A 15,205-nucleotide genomic window follows, 5' to 3' on the forward strand; every position below is an offset into this window, starting at 1 on the left:
TCAGGCCCTCCACTGACGCGCAGACCCTAGATGCGTCGGTGACTGAGGGAAACCAACATCAAGCCGGAATTTGTCCACGCCGCCTAGCGTCATTGCGCCAATCGCGGCTGCGGCAATCGCGCATAGGAGAACGGCACCGGCTGCCACATCCTTGACGCGCTTCACTGTGGGGTGGCGCGCCTGATGCACCAGATTGCAGAGTTGCTCAATGGCCGTATTGCCGGCCTCTGCGGCCCAGACGAGACCAATCGAGAGGATCAGCCAGCGCCAGTCAGAAAGGCTGATGTGCAACATCAGACCTGCGCCGATGGCGGCTGCTGATGCCGCGAGATGTATCCATGCATTATGTTCATGGCGAACGAGATACCACAGTCCTTCCACGGCATAACCGATACTTCGTGCCCTGGCAGACAGGCTGAAACCGGGATGGGAAGGGCCGTTCATGAGTGTGGCGTCAGGCCGCCAAGCCAGCGGGGATGCGCGACGAGAAAGGAGACGACGCCACGGCCAGCAGGTGAGGGTCAGCAATGCGGCAAAGAGGGCGCAGCAGATCATGGCTTCATACTCATGCAAGCAGTGTGATTGTCAGAGCTGTGCGGCCGGTCAGATTGACGGCCAAGCTTGCTTCGCCCGTTGCTCCTGCTTGAATGATGCTTGGTGCGGGGCCTGCAACGCGATAGCGACGCTCCGGCTGCAGCCCGGCGAGACGAATGAGTTGAAGGCGGTCGAGGCCACCTGGATAGAGAATGAGGGTCAGGCCGCCATCCTCTGCAACGGCGCGTGCCACCAGCACGGCAGGGTAGCAGGCTTCGGCGAGATAGGGGCCTGCGCCAGCGCCGGATTTGGCCATGACAAGATCGGCAAGGCCATTGCGATGGTTGCACAAGGCTGAAAATTCCAGCGCATGCGCCCAGAGCGAGGCCCGAGGCCGATGGCGAACCCCATCAATGAGTATCTGTGGGCATTGCTCGTCGAGCATTGCGAGCATGGCCGCCGCACTGTCGCCGTCGCCCATTTCCGTTGCGGCCGCTGCGCTGGCTGCCAGGCTTGATGCACGGGAGAATCCATAATTGCCGACATCAATGGGCCAGAAGGTACGGTTCCAGTTGGTCCGGTCCAGACGTGCCCGGACCTGTGCCCACTGTTCTTGGGCCAGATCGGGAAAAAGTGTATTGAGGAACAGGCAGGGAAAGGCCTGCATGACGATACCTCCGGCCATCGGCATAGCCATTCCGGTGAGGCTCGATCGGAACGGGACTATCCGGCCATCGCTGGTCATGAATTCGTTCAGGAGGCCGTTACGGAATGTCGGTGCGATCGCATCCCAATCGGAAGCGTCGGAGTGCGCATCGGCAGTGCGAATGGCAGCGGCCGTGATCAGATTGCAAAGTGGGTAGATCCAATTGGGCTCGCAGGCCAGCAGGCCCCAGGGCGATGCCCGATACTGCTCGACAAGTTGGGCCACGAGCGAGAGAAAATCATAGCTGGACCGTTGCTTGCCGATACGCAGATCGAGATGGTCGTCCTGAGCGATCGTCCTTCCGCCTGCTGCCTGTGCGAATGCGATCTGCGCCGCGACGAAGCCGCTATACATGATGTTATCGCGCGACACCGGATTGGTGGACCAGCGCAGATGGCCCCACAGGCTTTCCAGCAGCCAATAGCGCCACATGCGGGGATCGCTCTGCTTGGCGAGCAACTTGCGCTGGGCTTCGAACATATAGCCGGTAAATGCCGGCATGACATGCGCCTGCGACAGCGAAAGGGCATAGGACAGGAAGTTGAGTTGATAGCGTACGGCCGCTGTCTGGAACTGGTCGCGCCATTCAAACCCCTGGAACTCCTCTACTGGCTGGAGGGCGCGGTCAAGCAACAGCCGCTGAAGTTGCAAGGCGGAGATATCCAGTTCGGCAGGGCGGGGAGGGGCAGCGAGCGCGGGAAACGAGGTTGAAACTGCTGGCCGCTTGCCGCCCCGCGTGATCCGCAGCGCCAGCGCGAAAGTCGCGGGCATGATGCTGGCGACAAGCAGCAGGTCAAGAACGGCGATCGGCGGGATGGTATGATTGTCGGAGAGAAAGGCGGCGATGCCGGCGCTGCCGATCCACACGAACAGCGGCGCCAGAACATTACCTGTCCCGAACCACAGGATGAGGGCGGCCAGAAACATTGCCACTGCTCCACATATGGCAATGGCGGGGGCGAAGGCATCTGCGCCCACGCATATCGGCGCGCCAAAACCGGCGCCCGGAGCCATGATGCCCAGCCCGAAAGCCAGCATCGTCGTGGACCGGGCGGTGATCGCGACGGCTAGTCCAATGGCGGCGATCGAAAGTAATGCAGCTATTGTCTGGCGCTGCCGATACAGCGTCAACGGCGCATTGCTCCAGTTATTTAAATAACTTTGCAATGCAAAGTTTACGGGTAAATGAAAGGCACGCCTCATATCGGCTTCTCCGAAAACGTCGGCGCTGATGCGGTTGCCTTGGAAGTTGCTTGTGAAGCCTTTTTGAGGACTTGTTCGAGCACCGTCAGATAGTCGCCGAAACGGCGAAGCCCTTCTTCGGTCAGCTTGCAACGGGTATGCGGGCGCCTGCCTTCATAGCCCTTCTCCAGAGCAACGAACCCTGCCTCTTCCAATAGCTGAAGGTGACGGCTGAGATTGCCATCCGTCAGGCCGCAAAGCGATTTGAGGTCGGCAAAGCCAAGGCCGTCGCCATGGCCGGCAAGAGACGTCACGATGCTCAGCCGTGCCTTCTCATGAAAGATGCGATCAAGGCCTTCATAGGCATAAAGACCCGCAGGCCCCGCCATCACTGTTTCTCCGATGCGCGCTGAAGCAGGGATGCCATGAGGAGTTGGCCGCCTCCAAAGGGGAGGCCCATCATCCATGGCGTTGCCATATGATCCTGTCCTGCAAGCACAAGGACGATAGTTGCGCAGAGTAGATACCAGCCGGCCACCCATGCGACTGTCTGCGGCAGGTTTGTAATGGCAGCGGTAAAGGCCAATAGCGCGATCAGCATCTGCCACAGGCCCGGCAGCAGCCAGTAGACTTCGGGTGCAGTATGCAGCAGGACCAGTGTGAGAAGACCGCCGACCGCACCGAAAGGAACGAACAGGCGTATGGTGCTGCCCATCATCAAGTCGGCCATGTTGCCATGTAGCCGATGCGAGCGACCGAAGGCTTCGATCGCGATTGCGATCGCCGCGATCGCACCGACAATTGTCCAGAACAGCACGAATCTTGCTGGATTACCGGAAAAGTACGCAGGCCAGGTCATCTGGGAAAAAGCGGCTGCCAGAGCGAGCATGCCCGTTCCCGCTACGGCTTCCGGGGCAAGCCCCCTGAACCGAATGCTCGCAGTCATCTGTGTCCGTATGTCAGCCAGTTGGGCCAGGGCACGATCTACGTCACTCACAACGCACATCTCCTTTGCAAGGCAAAGTACATTGCTGTGCAATGAAGTCAAGGGTCGCCCCTGCTTTCAATCTGATCGGCGGCCTGTGCTTCTCCTGTCCCGACATCGGCATTGATTGGGTGTAGCGAAAATTCAATAATTTCTTTGTTGCTGTGAATCAATCGTACCGTATATGCATGGAAACACATTGGAAATAAATGTGTATATTTATTTGCAATTCCGTATTAATGGAATTCCATTTTATGGTGGCAGGGATTTGTTGTGTTGAAATTCGTGTGATGTCATGAATTTTTCATTGGAGTATGATCGGGCGATATTTAAAGATTGAAATTTCTTGTTTAACGTTATTTTCAATTTTCAGCGACAAATTTGAAAGCAATCACTCTTGCCGTCGTAGAAGAATAGCAGCCATGTCGTTCCTTGCCGCGTCCAGCCTTGCTCCTTTTTCAAGCGCTTATCCCTTGTCTCCGACAATGCTGACGCACGCTCTGAGGGGGCATTCGCTGTTGTCATGGGAAGCGCTGGCGAAAGCGTCCCTCGAACTGCCGCCGCAATATGTCGAGCGCCGCATCGGTAACGCTCCAAATGGCGGCATATTTGCGATGGACCAATCGGACCATGCCGATGTCGCAACCGTCATTCGCTCGATCCATGGCAGCGGTAACTGGATCATGTTGCGCTTTGTCGAGCAATTGCCAGCCTATCGCGATCTGCTGGATAAGTTGATGGAGCAGATCGGGCCGGCCATTGCCCCCGCGACAGGGCCAGCCCTGACCGTGAGAGGGTTCATCTTCATTTCTGCGCCGGGAACGCTGACTCCGTTCCACTTCGACTGCGAATATAATATCCTCTTGCAGATTGCGGGCGACAAGCAATTCGCGACCTATCGCCCCGTTGCACCATGGTTGCCGCATGACCGGCACGAGGCATATTATGGCGGCGGCGACAATATGCTGCCCTGGAACGACGCCTATGAGGTCGAGGCAAACATCCATCATCTGCGACCGGACGATGCGCTGTTCATCCCCTATGCGTCCCCGCATTGGGTGAAGGCCGGTGCCGAGCCATCCATCTCGCTATCCATCACGTGGCAGAGCGAATGGAGCCAGGCGCTCGGTGATGCCATGCAGGTCAATCCGTTGTTACGGCGATGGGGGTTGCCAACCGGTGCTGTGCCGGGGTGGCCAAAGACGGCCAAATGGCGTTCGCTTGGCTGCCGCGTGGCGCGCAAGGCGGGGTTCTTATGAGCCATCTGCCTGCGGCGAGTAGCTTTCATGTGGCCACCAGCCGCATATGGCCGATGGCAGGTACTGATCAGCCTATAGTGCGCATTCTGCGTCATGCCGATCTGACGGCGGGTGATCGCGCGCATTGGGCGGCCTTGTCTGCATTGGCCGGGGCAGCCAATGTCTTTGCGCAGGATTGGTTCATGCAGGCAGCGCTGAGTCACGATGATGGCCGCAGCGACGAGGTACTGTTGGTCGTCGTCAGCCCGGTCGACGGGCCATGGCTGGGCGTCATGCCATTGATCGCTGAGCGGGGCTTCGGACGCTGGCGCGTGCGTGTCTGGCGCAATTGGTCGGCGACGAACCAGTTTTTGGGTACGCCGCTGGTGTCCGCGCAATCTGCTGACATCTTCTGGGACAAGTTGCTGGCGTTCCTCGATCAGCGCACAGGCGCCGAGATCATGCTGCATTTCGAGCGTTTTGACGCTGATGATCCGGTCTGCATCGCCTTGTTCGACCGTTGCAAGCGGGAAGGGCGCGGGTTTCACGCCATCCATTGCCATGATCGTCCGGCGCAGCGCGCAGGAGAAGACGTTCAGGGCCGCAGCGACGCCAAGATCCGCAGCCGACTACGGAGTCTGCTGAAGCGGCTCGAACAGGAGCATGGGCCGGTTGCGATCGGCATCCTCGACCCAGGTGAGCCTTGCCTTCCCTGGATTGACACATTCCTAGAGATGGAGGCCGCAGGCTGGAAGGGACGTGGCGGCAGCGCATTGGGTAATAATTGTGCGACTGAAGGCCTGTTTCGCACGGTTGTCGCGCGCGGTCATGCCAATGGTAGCGCACGGCTTGCGACCCTTTCGGTCAATGGCCGTGCGATTGCCATGTCGAGTTGGTTTGAATCCGCAATCTGGGGCCATGGTTTCAAAATGACCTTTGACGAGGAATATCGCCCTTATGCTCCGGGTCAGTTGCTGATGCGCGCCGTCAGGGACACGATCGCGCACCGAACCGATATGTCTTTCGATACCTGCGTCCCACGTGATGCCAGTCACTGCCACAGCCTTTGGCAAGGCAACAGAAGGATTATCGATGGTGTGGTCGCCATCGGTTCTCCATGGCAACGGCTTCATTTTGACGCGCTGATCAGGGCACGAGCAGCCTATGGGGCGGTTAAGGCTCGCCTTTCCGGTCGCCGACCTTAACCAGAGAGGCGACGATAGGTTCAGACTTCCGGCCGGGTCCAGATCCAGCTGCCGCCGATCAGCGCGGCAGCCAGCGGGATGAGATACCAGGGGAAGGGGGAGAAGATCAGCGCCAGGATCGCGCTGAAGGCGAAGGCACAGAGCGCGGCTTTCTTGCCCCTCCGGCTGATCGCGCCGCGTTCGCGCCAGCGCCGGATATGCGGGCCGAAATGCTTGTGATCGAGCAGCCTCGCCTCCAGTTCCGGGCTGGACCGGGCAAAGCAATAGGCGGCGAGGATCATGAAAGGGACGGTCGGCAGCAGCGGCAGGAAGGCGCCCAGCGTGCCCAATCCGATCGAGAGGAAGCCGGCAATGAGATAGAGATGGCGCCGCACCCGTCGATCCCGTCTGGAATGGGCCAATGCGGCCCGGTCTGTCCTGTCTATGCTATTGATTTGCAGGAACGCAATCGCCTTTCGTTGGGGGCCTTTTGTCAGGCGGCCGGCAGGCGCAGGCGGACCAGCAGGCCACCCAGATCCTCGCTTTCCTCGAGCGCGACCGATCCGCCATAAATTTCGGCGACGTCGCGGACGATGGCGAGGCCAAGGCCCGTGCCGGGCTTGCCCGAATCGAGCCGCACGCCGCGGTCGAAGATGCGCACCCGGTCAGCTTCGGGAATGCCCATGCCGTCATCCTCGACCATGATCTCGACCATTGCGTCGACGCGGCTGACCGTCGCGAACACGCTGCCGCCACCATATTTGGCCGCATTTTCGATGAGGTTGCCGAGCATTTCGTCCAGATCCTGGCGCTCGACGCGGACGGCGGCATGCTTGTCGCCATCCATATCGACCCGCGCATCGTGATAGAGATGGCGCACGGCGCGCTCGACCGCCTCCAGGCTGGCCCAGACCTCGGCCCGGCTCTGCGCCGCGCCGCGCCGGCCGACGGCACGGGCGCGGGCGAGGTGATGGTCGACCTGGCGCCGCATCGTCGTCGCCTCGCGCACCACCGTTTCGCCTAGGTCCGGCGCACTGGCGGTCGCCGCGTTCATGATGACCGTCAGCGGGGTCTTGAGCGCATGGGCGAGGTTGCCGGCATGGGTGCGGGCTTCTTCCGCCTGTCGCTCATTATGGGCGAGTAGGGCGTTCAGTTCCTCGACCATCGGCAGCACTTCGGCCGGCATGGGTTCTGTCACCCGGCTCTTGTCGCCATCGCGCATCTTGATGATTTCCAGCCGTACCTTGCGCAGCGGCCGCAGGCCATAGATGGTCTGCAAGGTGGCGAGCACGATCAGGCCCAGCGCCAGCAGCGCGAAGCTCTTGAACAGGGTGGATCGCAGCGTCTTGATCTGGGCATCAAGCCCCTGGCGGGCCTGTGCTACCATGAACATCCAGCGCGCGTCGGAACCGGGCAGGATGACGCTGCGCTCCATGACGCGCAGATCCTCGCCGGGGAATTGCTTGCTGTCATAGACATGGAAGTTGCGGTCGGCATGGTCGCCCGGCACTTTGAGCGCCCGGTCCCACAGCGATCGCGACCGCCAATCCTCATGCCCCTTGGCGCTGATCTGGTAATAGAGGCCGCTATTGGGTTCCAGGAAGCGCTGGTCGGCCAGTTCGCGGTTGAACAGCACTTCGCCGTCCGGGCCGATCTCGGCCGCCGCGATCATCGCGGTCAGCACATAATTCATGCCGTCGTCGAAATTGCGCGTCACCGCGTCCGACAGCACCCGGTCGAGCGCGACGCCGCCGCCCAGCAGCAGCACGCTGATCCACAGCGCGGCAATGCCGATCATGCGGCGGCTGATCGAACCGGTGGACCGGACGGGGGAGGGCGACGGGCTGGCCATGCAAAATGATCCTACACCCGTTCACTGCTGACGCAGCCGAGAAACATGGCCGATGGGTCGGACCTGTTTGCCTGTCGACTTCGCCCGCAGCGAACGGAGGCGGATGGGGCGCGGATCAGCGCCCCGGCTCGTCCAGGCTGTAGCCAAGGCCGCGGATGGTGGTGATGACATCGGCGCCGAGCTTTTTGCGGATGCGCGTCACAAACACTTCGATCGTGTTGGAATCGCGATCGAAATCCTGGTCGTAAATATGTTCGATCAGCTCGGTGCGGCTGACCACCTTGCCCTTGTGGTGGAGCAGGTAGGATAGCAGCTTATATTCCTGCGCGGTGAGCTTCACCGGGTCGCCGTTCAGCGTCACCTTACCCGAACGGGTGTCGAGCCGGACATCGCCGGCGATCAGTTCGCTCGACGCATTGCCGCTGGCACGACGGATGAGCGCGCGCAGGCGGGCGATCAGTTCCTCGCTCTGGAACGGCTTGGCCAGATAATCGTCGGCGCCGGCATCAAGGCCGGCGACCTTGTCCGACCAGCTGTCTCGCGCGGTCAGCACCAGCACCGGGAAGCTGCGGCCTTCCTTGCGCCAGCGATCAAGCACGGTCAGGCCGTCGATCGTCGGCAGGCCCAGGTCCAGGACCACGGCGTCATAATTTTCGGTAGAGCCCAGGAAATGGCCGTCCTCGCCATCGGTGGCGAGATCGACGGCATAGCCGGCACCTTCCAGCGTGTTCCTGAGCTGCTGGCCCAGACTCGGTTCATCCTCGACGATCAGCAGGCGCATAGGGTTCCGTTTCTTGTTATCGACGCAATGGGTTTGGCCGGCACGCGGTCAGCGTGCCCAGCCGATGATATCGCCTGTCCGGCCGTCGGCATCAACCCACATCACCTTGCCGTCCTTCACATATTTCAGGCGATAGCGATTGGTGGAAGGGTTGAACTCGCTGCCGACATAGGTGGCACCGCCCACCTGGGCGTCGACCCGGCGCTTGATCATCGAAAAGGGCATGACCTGGCCGTCCAGCATGGCGCGCCGTGCGGCATCCTGCTCGTCGCGGCGGCCACCGGCCTCTGCGACCGGTGTCATCAAGGACAGGGCCATAATTGCGGCCAGTCCGGCAGTCAGGCTTTTGGCGATCATTGTCATGGGCATGGCATAGGCGAAGCGCATTGAACAGGTGGTGAATGACCGGTCATTCCGCGCTGGAAAGGAGCGGCCGGGCGAATTAGGCTTGCCAGCCATGCAGATGGAAGATGACAGGCCCGTAGCCGATGCGCCCTTGTGGCGCTCCGTTCCGCGGTGGTGGCGCAGCCATGTGATCCGCGGGATCGATCATCAGGCCGTGCTCGAAAGGGTCCGGGCCGATGATGGCTGGAGCCCCTCCTATGCCTTCATGATCCTGATGTCGGCGGGCATTGCGGTGCTCGGCCTGTTGCTCTCCTCGCCGGCCGTGGTGATCGGCGCGATGCTGATCTCGCCGTTGATGGGGCCGATCGTCGGACTGGGCTTTGGCCTTGCCATGACCGATGCGCGCGAAATCCGACGGACGATCGTCGCGCTGGCGGGCGGGGCGCTGGTGGCGATTGCGTTCACCGCCTTCATCGTCCTGCTGTCGCCGTTGCAGACGGTGACCAGTGAAATCGCCGCCCGCACCCGGCCCAACCTGTTCGACCTGATGGTCGCACTCTTTTCCGCGCTGGCGGGCGCCTATGCGATGATTCGCGGCAAGGCGGGCACGATCGTCGGCGTCGCGATCGCCACTGCGTTGATGCCGCCGCTGGCAACGGTGGGCTTTGGCCTGGCGACGCTCAATGCGACGGTTGCGGGTGGTGCCTTTCTCCTCTTCTTCACCAATTTCGTCACGATCGCCCTGGCCGCGGCGATCATGGCGCGCCTCTATGGCTTTGGCCGGCGCCTGTCGCCCAGCCAGAGCTGGCTGCAGATGGTTTTCATCGGTGCCATCTTTGTCGCGCTGGCAGTGCCGCTCGGCCTGTCGCTCGGCCAGATCGCCTGGGAAGCGCGGGCCGCCCGCGATGCCCGCGACGTCATCCAGCGCGAATTTCCCGATGGCGCCCGGATCGCGCAACTCGATCTGGATTTTGCCGCCAGGCCGCTTGCCGTGACCGCCAGCGTCCTCACCAGCCATTATGAGCGCGACGCTGCGGCGCGCGCAGGACGTATCCTTGGCGACATGCTTGGCAAGCCGGTGTTGCTGGATATCGAACAGATCCGGGTGGGTGAGGGGACGGATGCCGACAATGCCCAGTTGCTCGCCGCGCAGACCGCCCGGCGTGAGGTGCAGGGCCAGGTCGATCGCCTGACCGACCGGCTGGCACTGGTCGCCGGGGTCAATACCGATGCGGTGACGGTGGATACTGCGCGCAAGCGGGCGGTGGTGCGGGCGCGGGCTTTGCCGGATGCGGGCATCGGCGCCTATTGGGCGCTGGAGCGGCGGGCGGCGGCGGCAACGCCGGGCTGGGCGATAGAGATTACGCCGCCGACCCTGCCCCTGCCGTCACTCGCGCTGGATGATGAGGGGGCCGTGGCGGACAAGGATCGGCTGGCGCTCGTACTGTGGGCGGCGCAGCGCACCGGCTTGCCGATCGACCTTTCGATCAAGGGGGAGGGGCATGAGGGGCTGCTCAGGCCCTTTGCCGATCGTGGCATCGACGCGCGGCTGGTCAAAGGCGCCAGCGCGGACCTTGCGGTACCGCACTGGCGCGTCGAGGAGTGACGGCTTAGCGTTCCAGCGCGTACTGGACCGTCAGGCTGATCGATGCGCTGACCTGGCCGGGTTCGACCGGGGTGGGCGCCGCGTCGGCCTTGAACCGGGCGGCCATCAGCGGCATCGGCGCATTGCCGCCGCTGCTGCTTTCCGAGATCGAGACCAGCCGGGCCGAGCGATAGCCTGCCGCCTGGGCATAGAAATCGGCCTGGGCTTTGGCGGTCTTGAGCGCGGTGGCGCGGGCCTGCGCCTGCAAGGGGCTGGGATCCTCGATCGAGAAGCTGGGGCCGTTGATGTTGGTCGCACCCGCCTGCACCAGCGTATCCAGTAGCGCGCCAACCTTCTTCACGTCGCGTACCTTGACGCTGAGCTGGTTCGACGTCTCATAGCCCAGGAAACGCGGACCGGACGGCTGGCCATCGCGGTTGCTATAATCATATTGGGCGTTGAGGCTGATGCCGCTGGTCTGGATGTCGGCCTTGGCGATGCCCGCTTTGGCCAGCGCGGCGATCAGCCCGTCCATCTTGCTGGCATTGTCCTTCATCGCCTGGGCCGCGGTCGGGGCCTTGGTCTGGACGCCGGTGCCGATGGTCGCGACATCGGGCGCGGCCTCGACGCTTTCGGTGACGTTCAACGTCACCACCGGCGCGGTCTCGGCGATGGTGACGCTGGTCTGGGCAACAGCCGCGACAGGCAGTGCGGCGGCGCCGAGCGCCATCAGGGCGAGAGCGGATTTCATGGACATGGTCTCCTCTATAAGTCCTGCACCCGTTTTTGGCCGGGGTGCGATGAATGGACGCTGTCCTGCGTTGAAAGCCGTCGGACAGCTTTCCGGTTCCACTCTTGCCCCGACGCCCGATAGGCCCTAGCTGCACCGCCATGGCAGCACCCATTCTCTCCTTCGAAAATCTCGGCCTCTCGCAGGGCAGTCACTGGCTGTTCCGGCATATTGACATCCATGTCGGCCAGCGCGACCGGCTGGCACTGATCGGGCGCAACGGCGCGGGCAAGACCACCTTGCTGAAGCTGATCGGCGGGCAGATCGAGGCGGATGAGGGCATTCGTTCGGTACAGCCGGGCGCGCGGGTGGTGACGCTGGAGCAGGATCCGGACGTCAGCGCCTTCAAGACGCTGCATGATTTTGCGCTGGCCGGCGCATTCGCGCCGCCCGCCCATGAGGTCGAGGCGATCGCCGACCAGCTTGGTATCGACCTGTCGCGCGAGGCCGCGACCGCGAGCGGTGGTGAGCGCCGCCGCGCCGCGATCGCCCGAGCCTTGGCGAGCGAACCGGACCTGCTGCTGCTGGACGAGCCGACCAACCATCTGGATATCGCGGCGATCGACTGGCTGGAAAGCTGGCTCGCCCGCTATACCGGCGCCTTCATCGTCATCAGCCATGACCGCGCCTTCCTGACGCGCCTGACCCGCCAGACGCTGTGGCTCGACCGTGGCCAGATGCGCCGCAACGAAATCGGCTTCGGCGGCTTCGAGGACTGGATGGAAGCGGTCTATGCCGAAGAGGCGCGCGCCGCCGAGAAGCTGGACGCCAAGCTCAAGATCGAGGCGCACTGGCTGGAGCGGGGCGTTACCGCGCGGCGCAAGCGCAACCAGGGCCGCCTGGCCAAACTTTGGGAGATGCGCGCCCAGCGTGCCGCGATGCAGGGACCGCAGGGCACCGCCAAGATCGCGGTGGCGAGCGACGACAGCAAGACCAAGAGCGTCATCAAGGCCGAGCATGTCACCAAGACATTCGGTGACCGCACCATCATCAACGACTTCTCGCTGCGCGTGCAGCGTGGCGACCGGATCGGCATCGTTGGCGGCAATGGTGCAGGAAAGTCGACCCTGCTGAAGCTGCTGACCGGCGAACTGGCGCCCGATAGCGGCGAGGTGACGCTGGCCAAGACGCTGGACATGATCTTCATCGACCAGCAGCGCAGCCTGATGCAGGGCGACAAGAGCGTGCGCGACGTGCTGGCCGAAGGCGGCGACTGGATCGACGTGCGCGGCGTGCGGAAGCATGTCCATGGCTATCTCAAGGACTTCCTGTTCGATCCCTCGCTGGCCGAGGCGAAGGTCGGCACCCTGTCGGGCGGCGAGCGTTCGCGCCTGCTGTTCGCGCGCGAATTTGCCCGCGAATCCAACCTTCTGGTGCTGGACGAACCGACCAACGACCTCGACCTCGAAACGCTCGACCTGCTGCAGGAAGTCATCGCGGACTATGACGGCACGGTGCTGATCGTTAGCCATGACCGCGACTTCCTCGACCGCACCGTCACCGTGACGCTCGGCCTCGACGGATCGGGCAAGGTCGATGTGATCGTCGGCGGCTATGCCGACTGGATCGCCAAACGCGACCCGCGCCGTGCGCCCAAGGCGGAGAAGAAGGAGGCTGTCGCCCCGCCACCGCCCAAGCCCGCCTCGACCAAGCTGACCTACAAGGACCAGCGCGACCTCGACCTGCTACCCAAGAAGATCGAGGAACTGGAGGCGGCTATTGCTCGGGATGAAGAAGCGCTGGCCGATCCGGCGCTCTATACCCGCGATCCCAAGAAGTTCGCTGCGCTGACGGCTGCGATCGAGAAGGCGCGGGGCGAAAAGGACGCGGCCGAGGAACGCTGGCTGGAACTGGCGGAGAAGGCCGAGGGGCTGGGCTGAGCCTCTTGCGCTACCCCCTCCATCTGATAGCCAGACGGCGTCGAGACTTCAGGATGGTCGCATGATCGATACCGACAGGGACTGGCGGATATGGGGGGAGACCGACCCCTATTATGGGGTGGTCTCCGCGCCTCAGTTCCGACGCGAACAGGTCGATCTCGACGCCTTTTTCCAGACCGGCGACGCCTATATCCAGGAACGGCTGGGCCGGCTGGAACGGCAATTGGGGATGCTCCCGCGTCGACGGGCCCTGGATTTCGGATGCGGCGTAGGCCGCGTCGCCCTGCCGCTGGCGGGATTGTTCGACGAGGTGGTCGGGCTCGATGTCGCGCCGGGCATGCTCAAGGAGGCCGAGCGGCTGCGGCTGGAACGCGGCATCGGCAACGCCCATTTTCGCCAGTCCGATGATCGGCTGAGCATGGCTGTCGGCGAGTTCGACTTCGTCCACAGCTATATCGTCTTTCAGCATATCGCGGTCGAGCGCGGCCTGCCGCTGATCGGGCGTCTGCTTGATCGCGTGGCGATTGGCGGGATGGCCAATATCCATGTGGCGATCCGGCGCGGTGACACGCCGGTCCGTGCCGCCTTCTATCGCGCGCGCACCCATATTCCCGGCCTGCAGCGGCTGGTTCATCGGCTGCGCGGGAAGAAGCCGAGCGAGCCGATGATGCAGATGAACGAATATCCCGTGTCCGCCATCTTCTCGATGATGCACCTGCGCGGTTTTGGCCAGGCGCTGGTTGATGTGGAACGGCATGGCCGTTTCCTGACCATGCATATCGCGGCGCGACGGGTCAGCCCGACGGAGATACTGCCATGACCACGCCGCGCGTCGAGCCGCCAAGGCCGCATCACGCCGTTCATTATGTCAACCGGGTCGGCTGGCTGCGCGCGGCCGTGCTGGGCGCCAATGACGGCATCGTGTCGACGGCGAGCCTGATGAGCGGCATTGCCGCTTCCGGCGCGTCGGGATCGACCATCTTGCTATCCGGTATCGCGGCCTTGGTGGCTGGCGCCATGTCGATGGCGGCGGGCGAATATGTGTCGGTGAGCGCCCAGTCGGATACCGAGCGCGCCGATCTTGCCAAGGAAAAGAAGGCGCTGGCGACGCAGCCTCATGCCGAATGGGAGGAGTTGCGCGACATTTATGTCGAGCGCGGGCTGGACAGGGACTTGGCTGGGCAGGTGGCTACCCAGTTGATGGCCACCGATCCGCTGGGCGCCCATGCCCGCGACGAGCTTGGCATTTCCGACCTCAGCACGCCGCGCCCGGTGCAGGCGGGGCTGGCCTCGGCGGCGAGTTTTGCCTGTGGTGCGGCGCCGCCTGTGTTGGCGGCGGCCATCGCGCCGTCGCTGGCCGGGATCAGCGTCGTGCCGGTGTCGCTGCTCTGCCTGTTGCTGCTGGGCTATGTCGGGGCGAGGCTGGGTGGGGCACGGCCGGGGCGGTCGATGCTGCGTACCTTCTTCTGGGGCGCGCTGGCGATGGCTGTGACGGCGGCGGCGGGGCATCTTTTCGGCGCCGCCATATGATGGCAAGGTCCGCCGCCTGATATCCAAGGGAGACGATGCATGACCGACATCCAGCAGATACCGCTCAAGACCATCAAGGGTGCCGACGCGACCCTGGCCGATTATGCCGGCAAGGTGGTGCTCGCGGTCAATGTCGCCTCCAAATGCGGGCTGACGCCGCAATATGAGGGGCTGGAAAAACTCTATGCCGATTATCGGGACAAGGGGTTGGTGGTCGCGGGCTTCCCGGCCAATGATTTCGGCGCCCAGGAACCGGGCAGCAATGACGAGATCGCCACCTTCTGCACCACCAATTTCGGCGTCGATTTTCCGATGTTCGAGAAGATCGTGGTCAGCGGGCCGGACAAGCATCCGCTTTATGCCGCGCTGACGAGCGCCCTGCCGGAGGCGCAGGGCGATGGCGACAGCTTCCGCGAGCGCCTCAAGGGCTATGGCATGACGCCCAATCCGGTGCCGGAAATCCTGTGGAATTTCGAGAAGTTCGTGATCGCCAAGGATGGCAGTGTCGCGGCCCGTTTCGCGCCGACGACGGCGCCCGACGATCCGGCGCTGGTTGCCGCGATCGAAGCCGAACTGGCGAAATAAGCATCCGACGGGTGGCGTGTCTGCGCGC

General features: G+C 63.0%; 16 protein-coding genes. 7 read left to right on the plus strand and 9 right to left on the minus strand.

Annotation, left to right across the window (positions count from 1 at the left end; genetic code table 11):
* Genes N6H05_RS15460 through N6H05_RS15475 form a run of 4 tightly spaced genes read right to left on the minus strand, consistent with a single transcriptional unit; the run spans nt 1 to nt 3,311 of the window.
* The gene (locus N6H05_RS15460; protein WP_284110369.1) at nt 1–573 is read right to left on the minus strand and encodes a diacylglycerol kinase family protein; all 573 of its coding nucleotides are present in this window, start codon (nt 571–573) and stop codon (nt 1–3) included.
* Nucleotides 566–2,443 (minus strand): linalool dehydratase/isomerase domain-containing protein, encoded by a 1,878-nt coding sequence (locus tag N6H05_RS15465; RefSeq protein WP_284110371.1) that lies wholly within the window; start codon nt 2,441–2,443, stop codon nt 566–568. Before N6H05_RS15465 ends, N6H05_RS15460 begins: the two co-directional genes overlap by 8 nt.
* On the minus strand, nt 2,440–2,811 hold the full coding sequence (locus N6H05_RS15470; protein ID WP_284110373.1) for a transcriptional regulator: 372 nt from the start codon (nt 2,809–2,811) through the stop codon (nt 2,440–2,442). Before N6H05_RS15470 ends, N6H05_RS15465 begins: the two co-directional genes overlap by 4 nt.
* Nucleotides 2,811–3,311: a hypothetical protein gene (locus tag N6H05_RS15475; RefSeq protein WP_284110375.1), complete on the minus strand. Its 501-nt coding sequence runs from the start codon at nt 3,309–3,311 to the stop codon at nt 2,811–2,813. Before N6H05_RS15475 ends, N6H05_RS15470 begins: the two co-directional genes overlap by 1 nt.
* 518 nt (nt 3,312–3,829) lie before the next feature.
* On the opposite strand from N6H05_RS15475, the gene N6H05_RS15480 reads away from it, so the two are divergent.
* Together N6H05_RS15480 and N6H05_RS15485 are read left to right on the plus strand one after the other, a co-directional pair.
* Complete coding sequence (locus tag N6H05_RS15480) at nt 3,830–4,666, plus strand: transcription factor jumonji, JmjC (RefSeq protein WP_284110377.1); 837 nt, start codon at nt 3,830–3,832, stop codon at nt 4,664–4,666.
* Nucleotides 4,663–5,850: a GNAT family N-acetyltransferase gene (locus N6H05_RS15485; RefSeq protein WP_284110379.1), complete on the plus strand. Its 1,188-nt coding sequence runs from the start codon at nt 4,663–4,665 to the stop codon at nt 5,848–5,850. Before N6H05_RS15480 ends, N6H05_RS15485 begins: the two co-directional genes overlap by 4 nt.
* A 20-nt stretch (nt 5,851–5,870) precedes the next feature.
* Here N6H05_RS15485 and N6H05_RS15490 read toward each other — a convergent pair whose 3' ends face one another.
* The 4 genes from N6H05_RS15490 to N6H05_RS15505 all read right to left on the minus strand — a co-directional run bounded on the left by N6H05_RS15490 (nt 5,871) and on the right by N6H05_RS15505 (nt 8,849).
* Nucleotides 5,871–6,224, minus strand: coding sequence for a YbaN family protein (locus N6H05_RS15490; RefSeq protein ID WP_284110380.1), 354 nt, complete (start codon nt 6,222–6,224; stop codon nt 5,871–5,873).
* 98 nt (nt 6,225–6,322) lie between these two features.
* Complete coding sequence (locus N6H05_RS15495; protein ID WP_284114244.1) at nt 6,323–7,627, minus strand: sensor histidine kinase; 1,305 nt, start codon at nt 7,625–7,627, stop codon at nt 6,323–6,325.
* A 169-nt stretch (nt 7,628–7,796) separates the two neighbouring features.
* On the minus strand, nt 7,797–8,462 hold the full coding sequence (locus N6H05_RS15500) for a response regulator transcription factor (protein WP_284110382.1): 666 nt from the start codon (nt 8,460–8,462) through the stop codon (nt 7,797–7,799).
* A 48-nt stretch (nt 8,463–8,510) separates the two neighbouring features.
* Complete coding sequence (locus N6H05_RS15505; RefSeq protein WP_004207540.1) at nt 8,511–8,849, minus strand: hypothetical protein; 339 nt, start codon at nt 8,847–8,849, stop codon at nt 8,511–8,513.
* A 70-nt stretch (nt 8,850–8,919) separates the two neighbouring features.
* On the opposite strand from N6H05_RS15505, the gene N6H05_RS15510 reads away from it, so the two are divergent.
* The gene (locus N6H05_RS15510; RefSeq protein ID WP_284110383.1) at nt 8,920–10,413 is read left to right on the plus strand and encodes a DUF389 domain-containing protein; all 1,494 of its coding nucleotides are present in this window, start codon (nt 8,920–8,922) and stop codon (nt 10,411–10,413) included.
* A 4-nt stretch (nt 10,414–10,417) separates the two neighbouring features.
* Here N6H05_RS15510 and N6H05_RS15515 read toward each other — a convergent pair whose 3' ends face one another.
* Entirely contained in the window at nt 10,418–11,143 is a 726-nt protein-coding gene (locus N6H05_RS15515) for an SIMPL domain-containing protein (protein WP_284114245.1), read from the minus strand.
* Between the two features lie 140 nt (nt 11,144–11,283).
* Here N6H05_RS15515 and N6H05_RS15520 point away from each other — a divergent pair, with 140 nt between their 5' ends.
* The 4 genes from N6H05_RS15520 (at nt 11,284) to N6H05_RS15535 (ending at nt 15,177) form a co-directional block, all read left to right on the plus strand.
* Nucleotides 11,284–13,062 (plus strand): ABC-F family ATP-binding cassette domain-containing protein, encoded by a 1,779-nt coding sequence (locus N6H05_RS15520; RefSeq protein ID WP_284110384.1) that lies wholly within the window; start codon nt 11,284–11,286, stop codon nt 13,060–13,062.
* A 61-nt stretch (nt 13,063–13,123) separates the two neighbouring features.
* Nucleotides 13,124–13,882 (plus strand): class I SAM-dependent methyltransferase, encoded by a 759-nt coding sequence (locus N6H05_RS15525; protein ID WP_284110385.1) that lies wholly within the window; start codon nt 13,124–13,126, stop codon nt 13,880–13,882.
* Nucleotides 13,879–14,592, plus strand: a complete 714-nt coding sequence (locus tag N6H05_RS15530; RefSeq protein WP_284110386.1) for a VIT1/CCC1 transporter family protein — start codon at nt 13,879–13,881, stop codon at nt 14,590–14,592. The genes N6H05_RS15525 and N6H05_RS15530 overlap by 4 nt, the downstream gene beginning before the upstream one ends.
* Nucleotides 14,593–14,631: 39 nt before the next feature.
* Complete coding sequence (locus tag N6H05_RS15535; protein ID WP_284110388.1) at nt 14,632–15,177, plus strand: glutathione peroxidase; 546 nt, start codon at nt 14,632–14,634, stop codon at nt 15,175–15,177.
* Nucleotides 15,178–15,205 lie beyond the last annotated feature (28 nt).

Origin of the sequence: Sphingobium sp. WTD-1 (genome assembly GCF_030128825.1) — a bacterium.
Classification (GTDB): domain Bacteria; phylum Pseudomonadota; class Alphaproteobacteria; order Sphingomonadales; family Sphingomonadaceae; genus Sphingobium.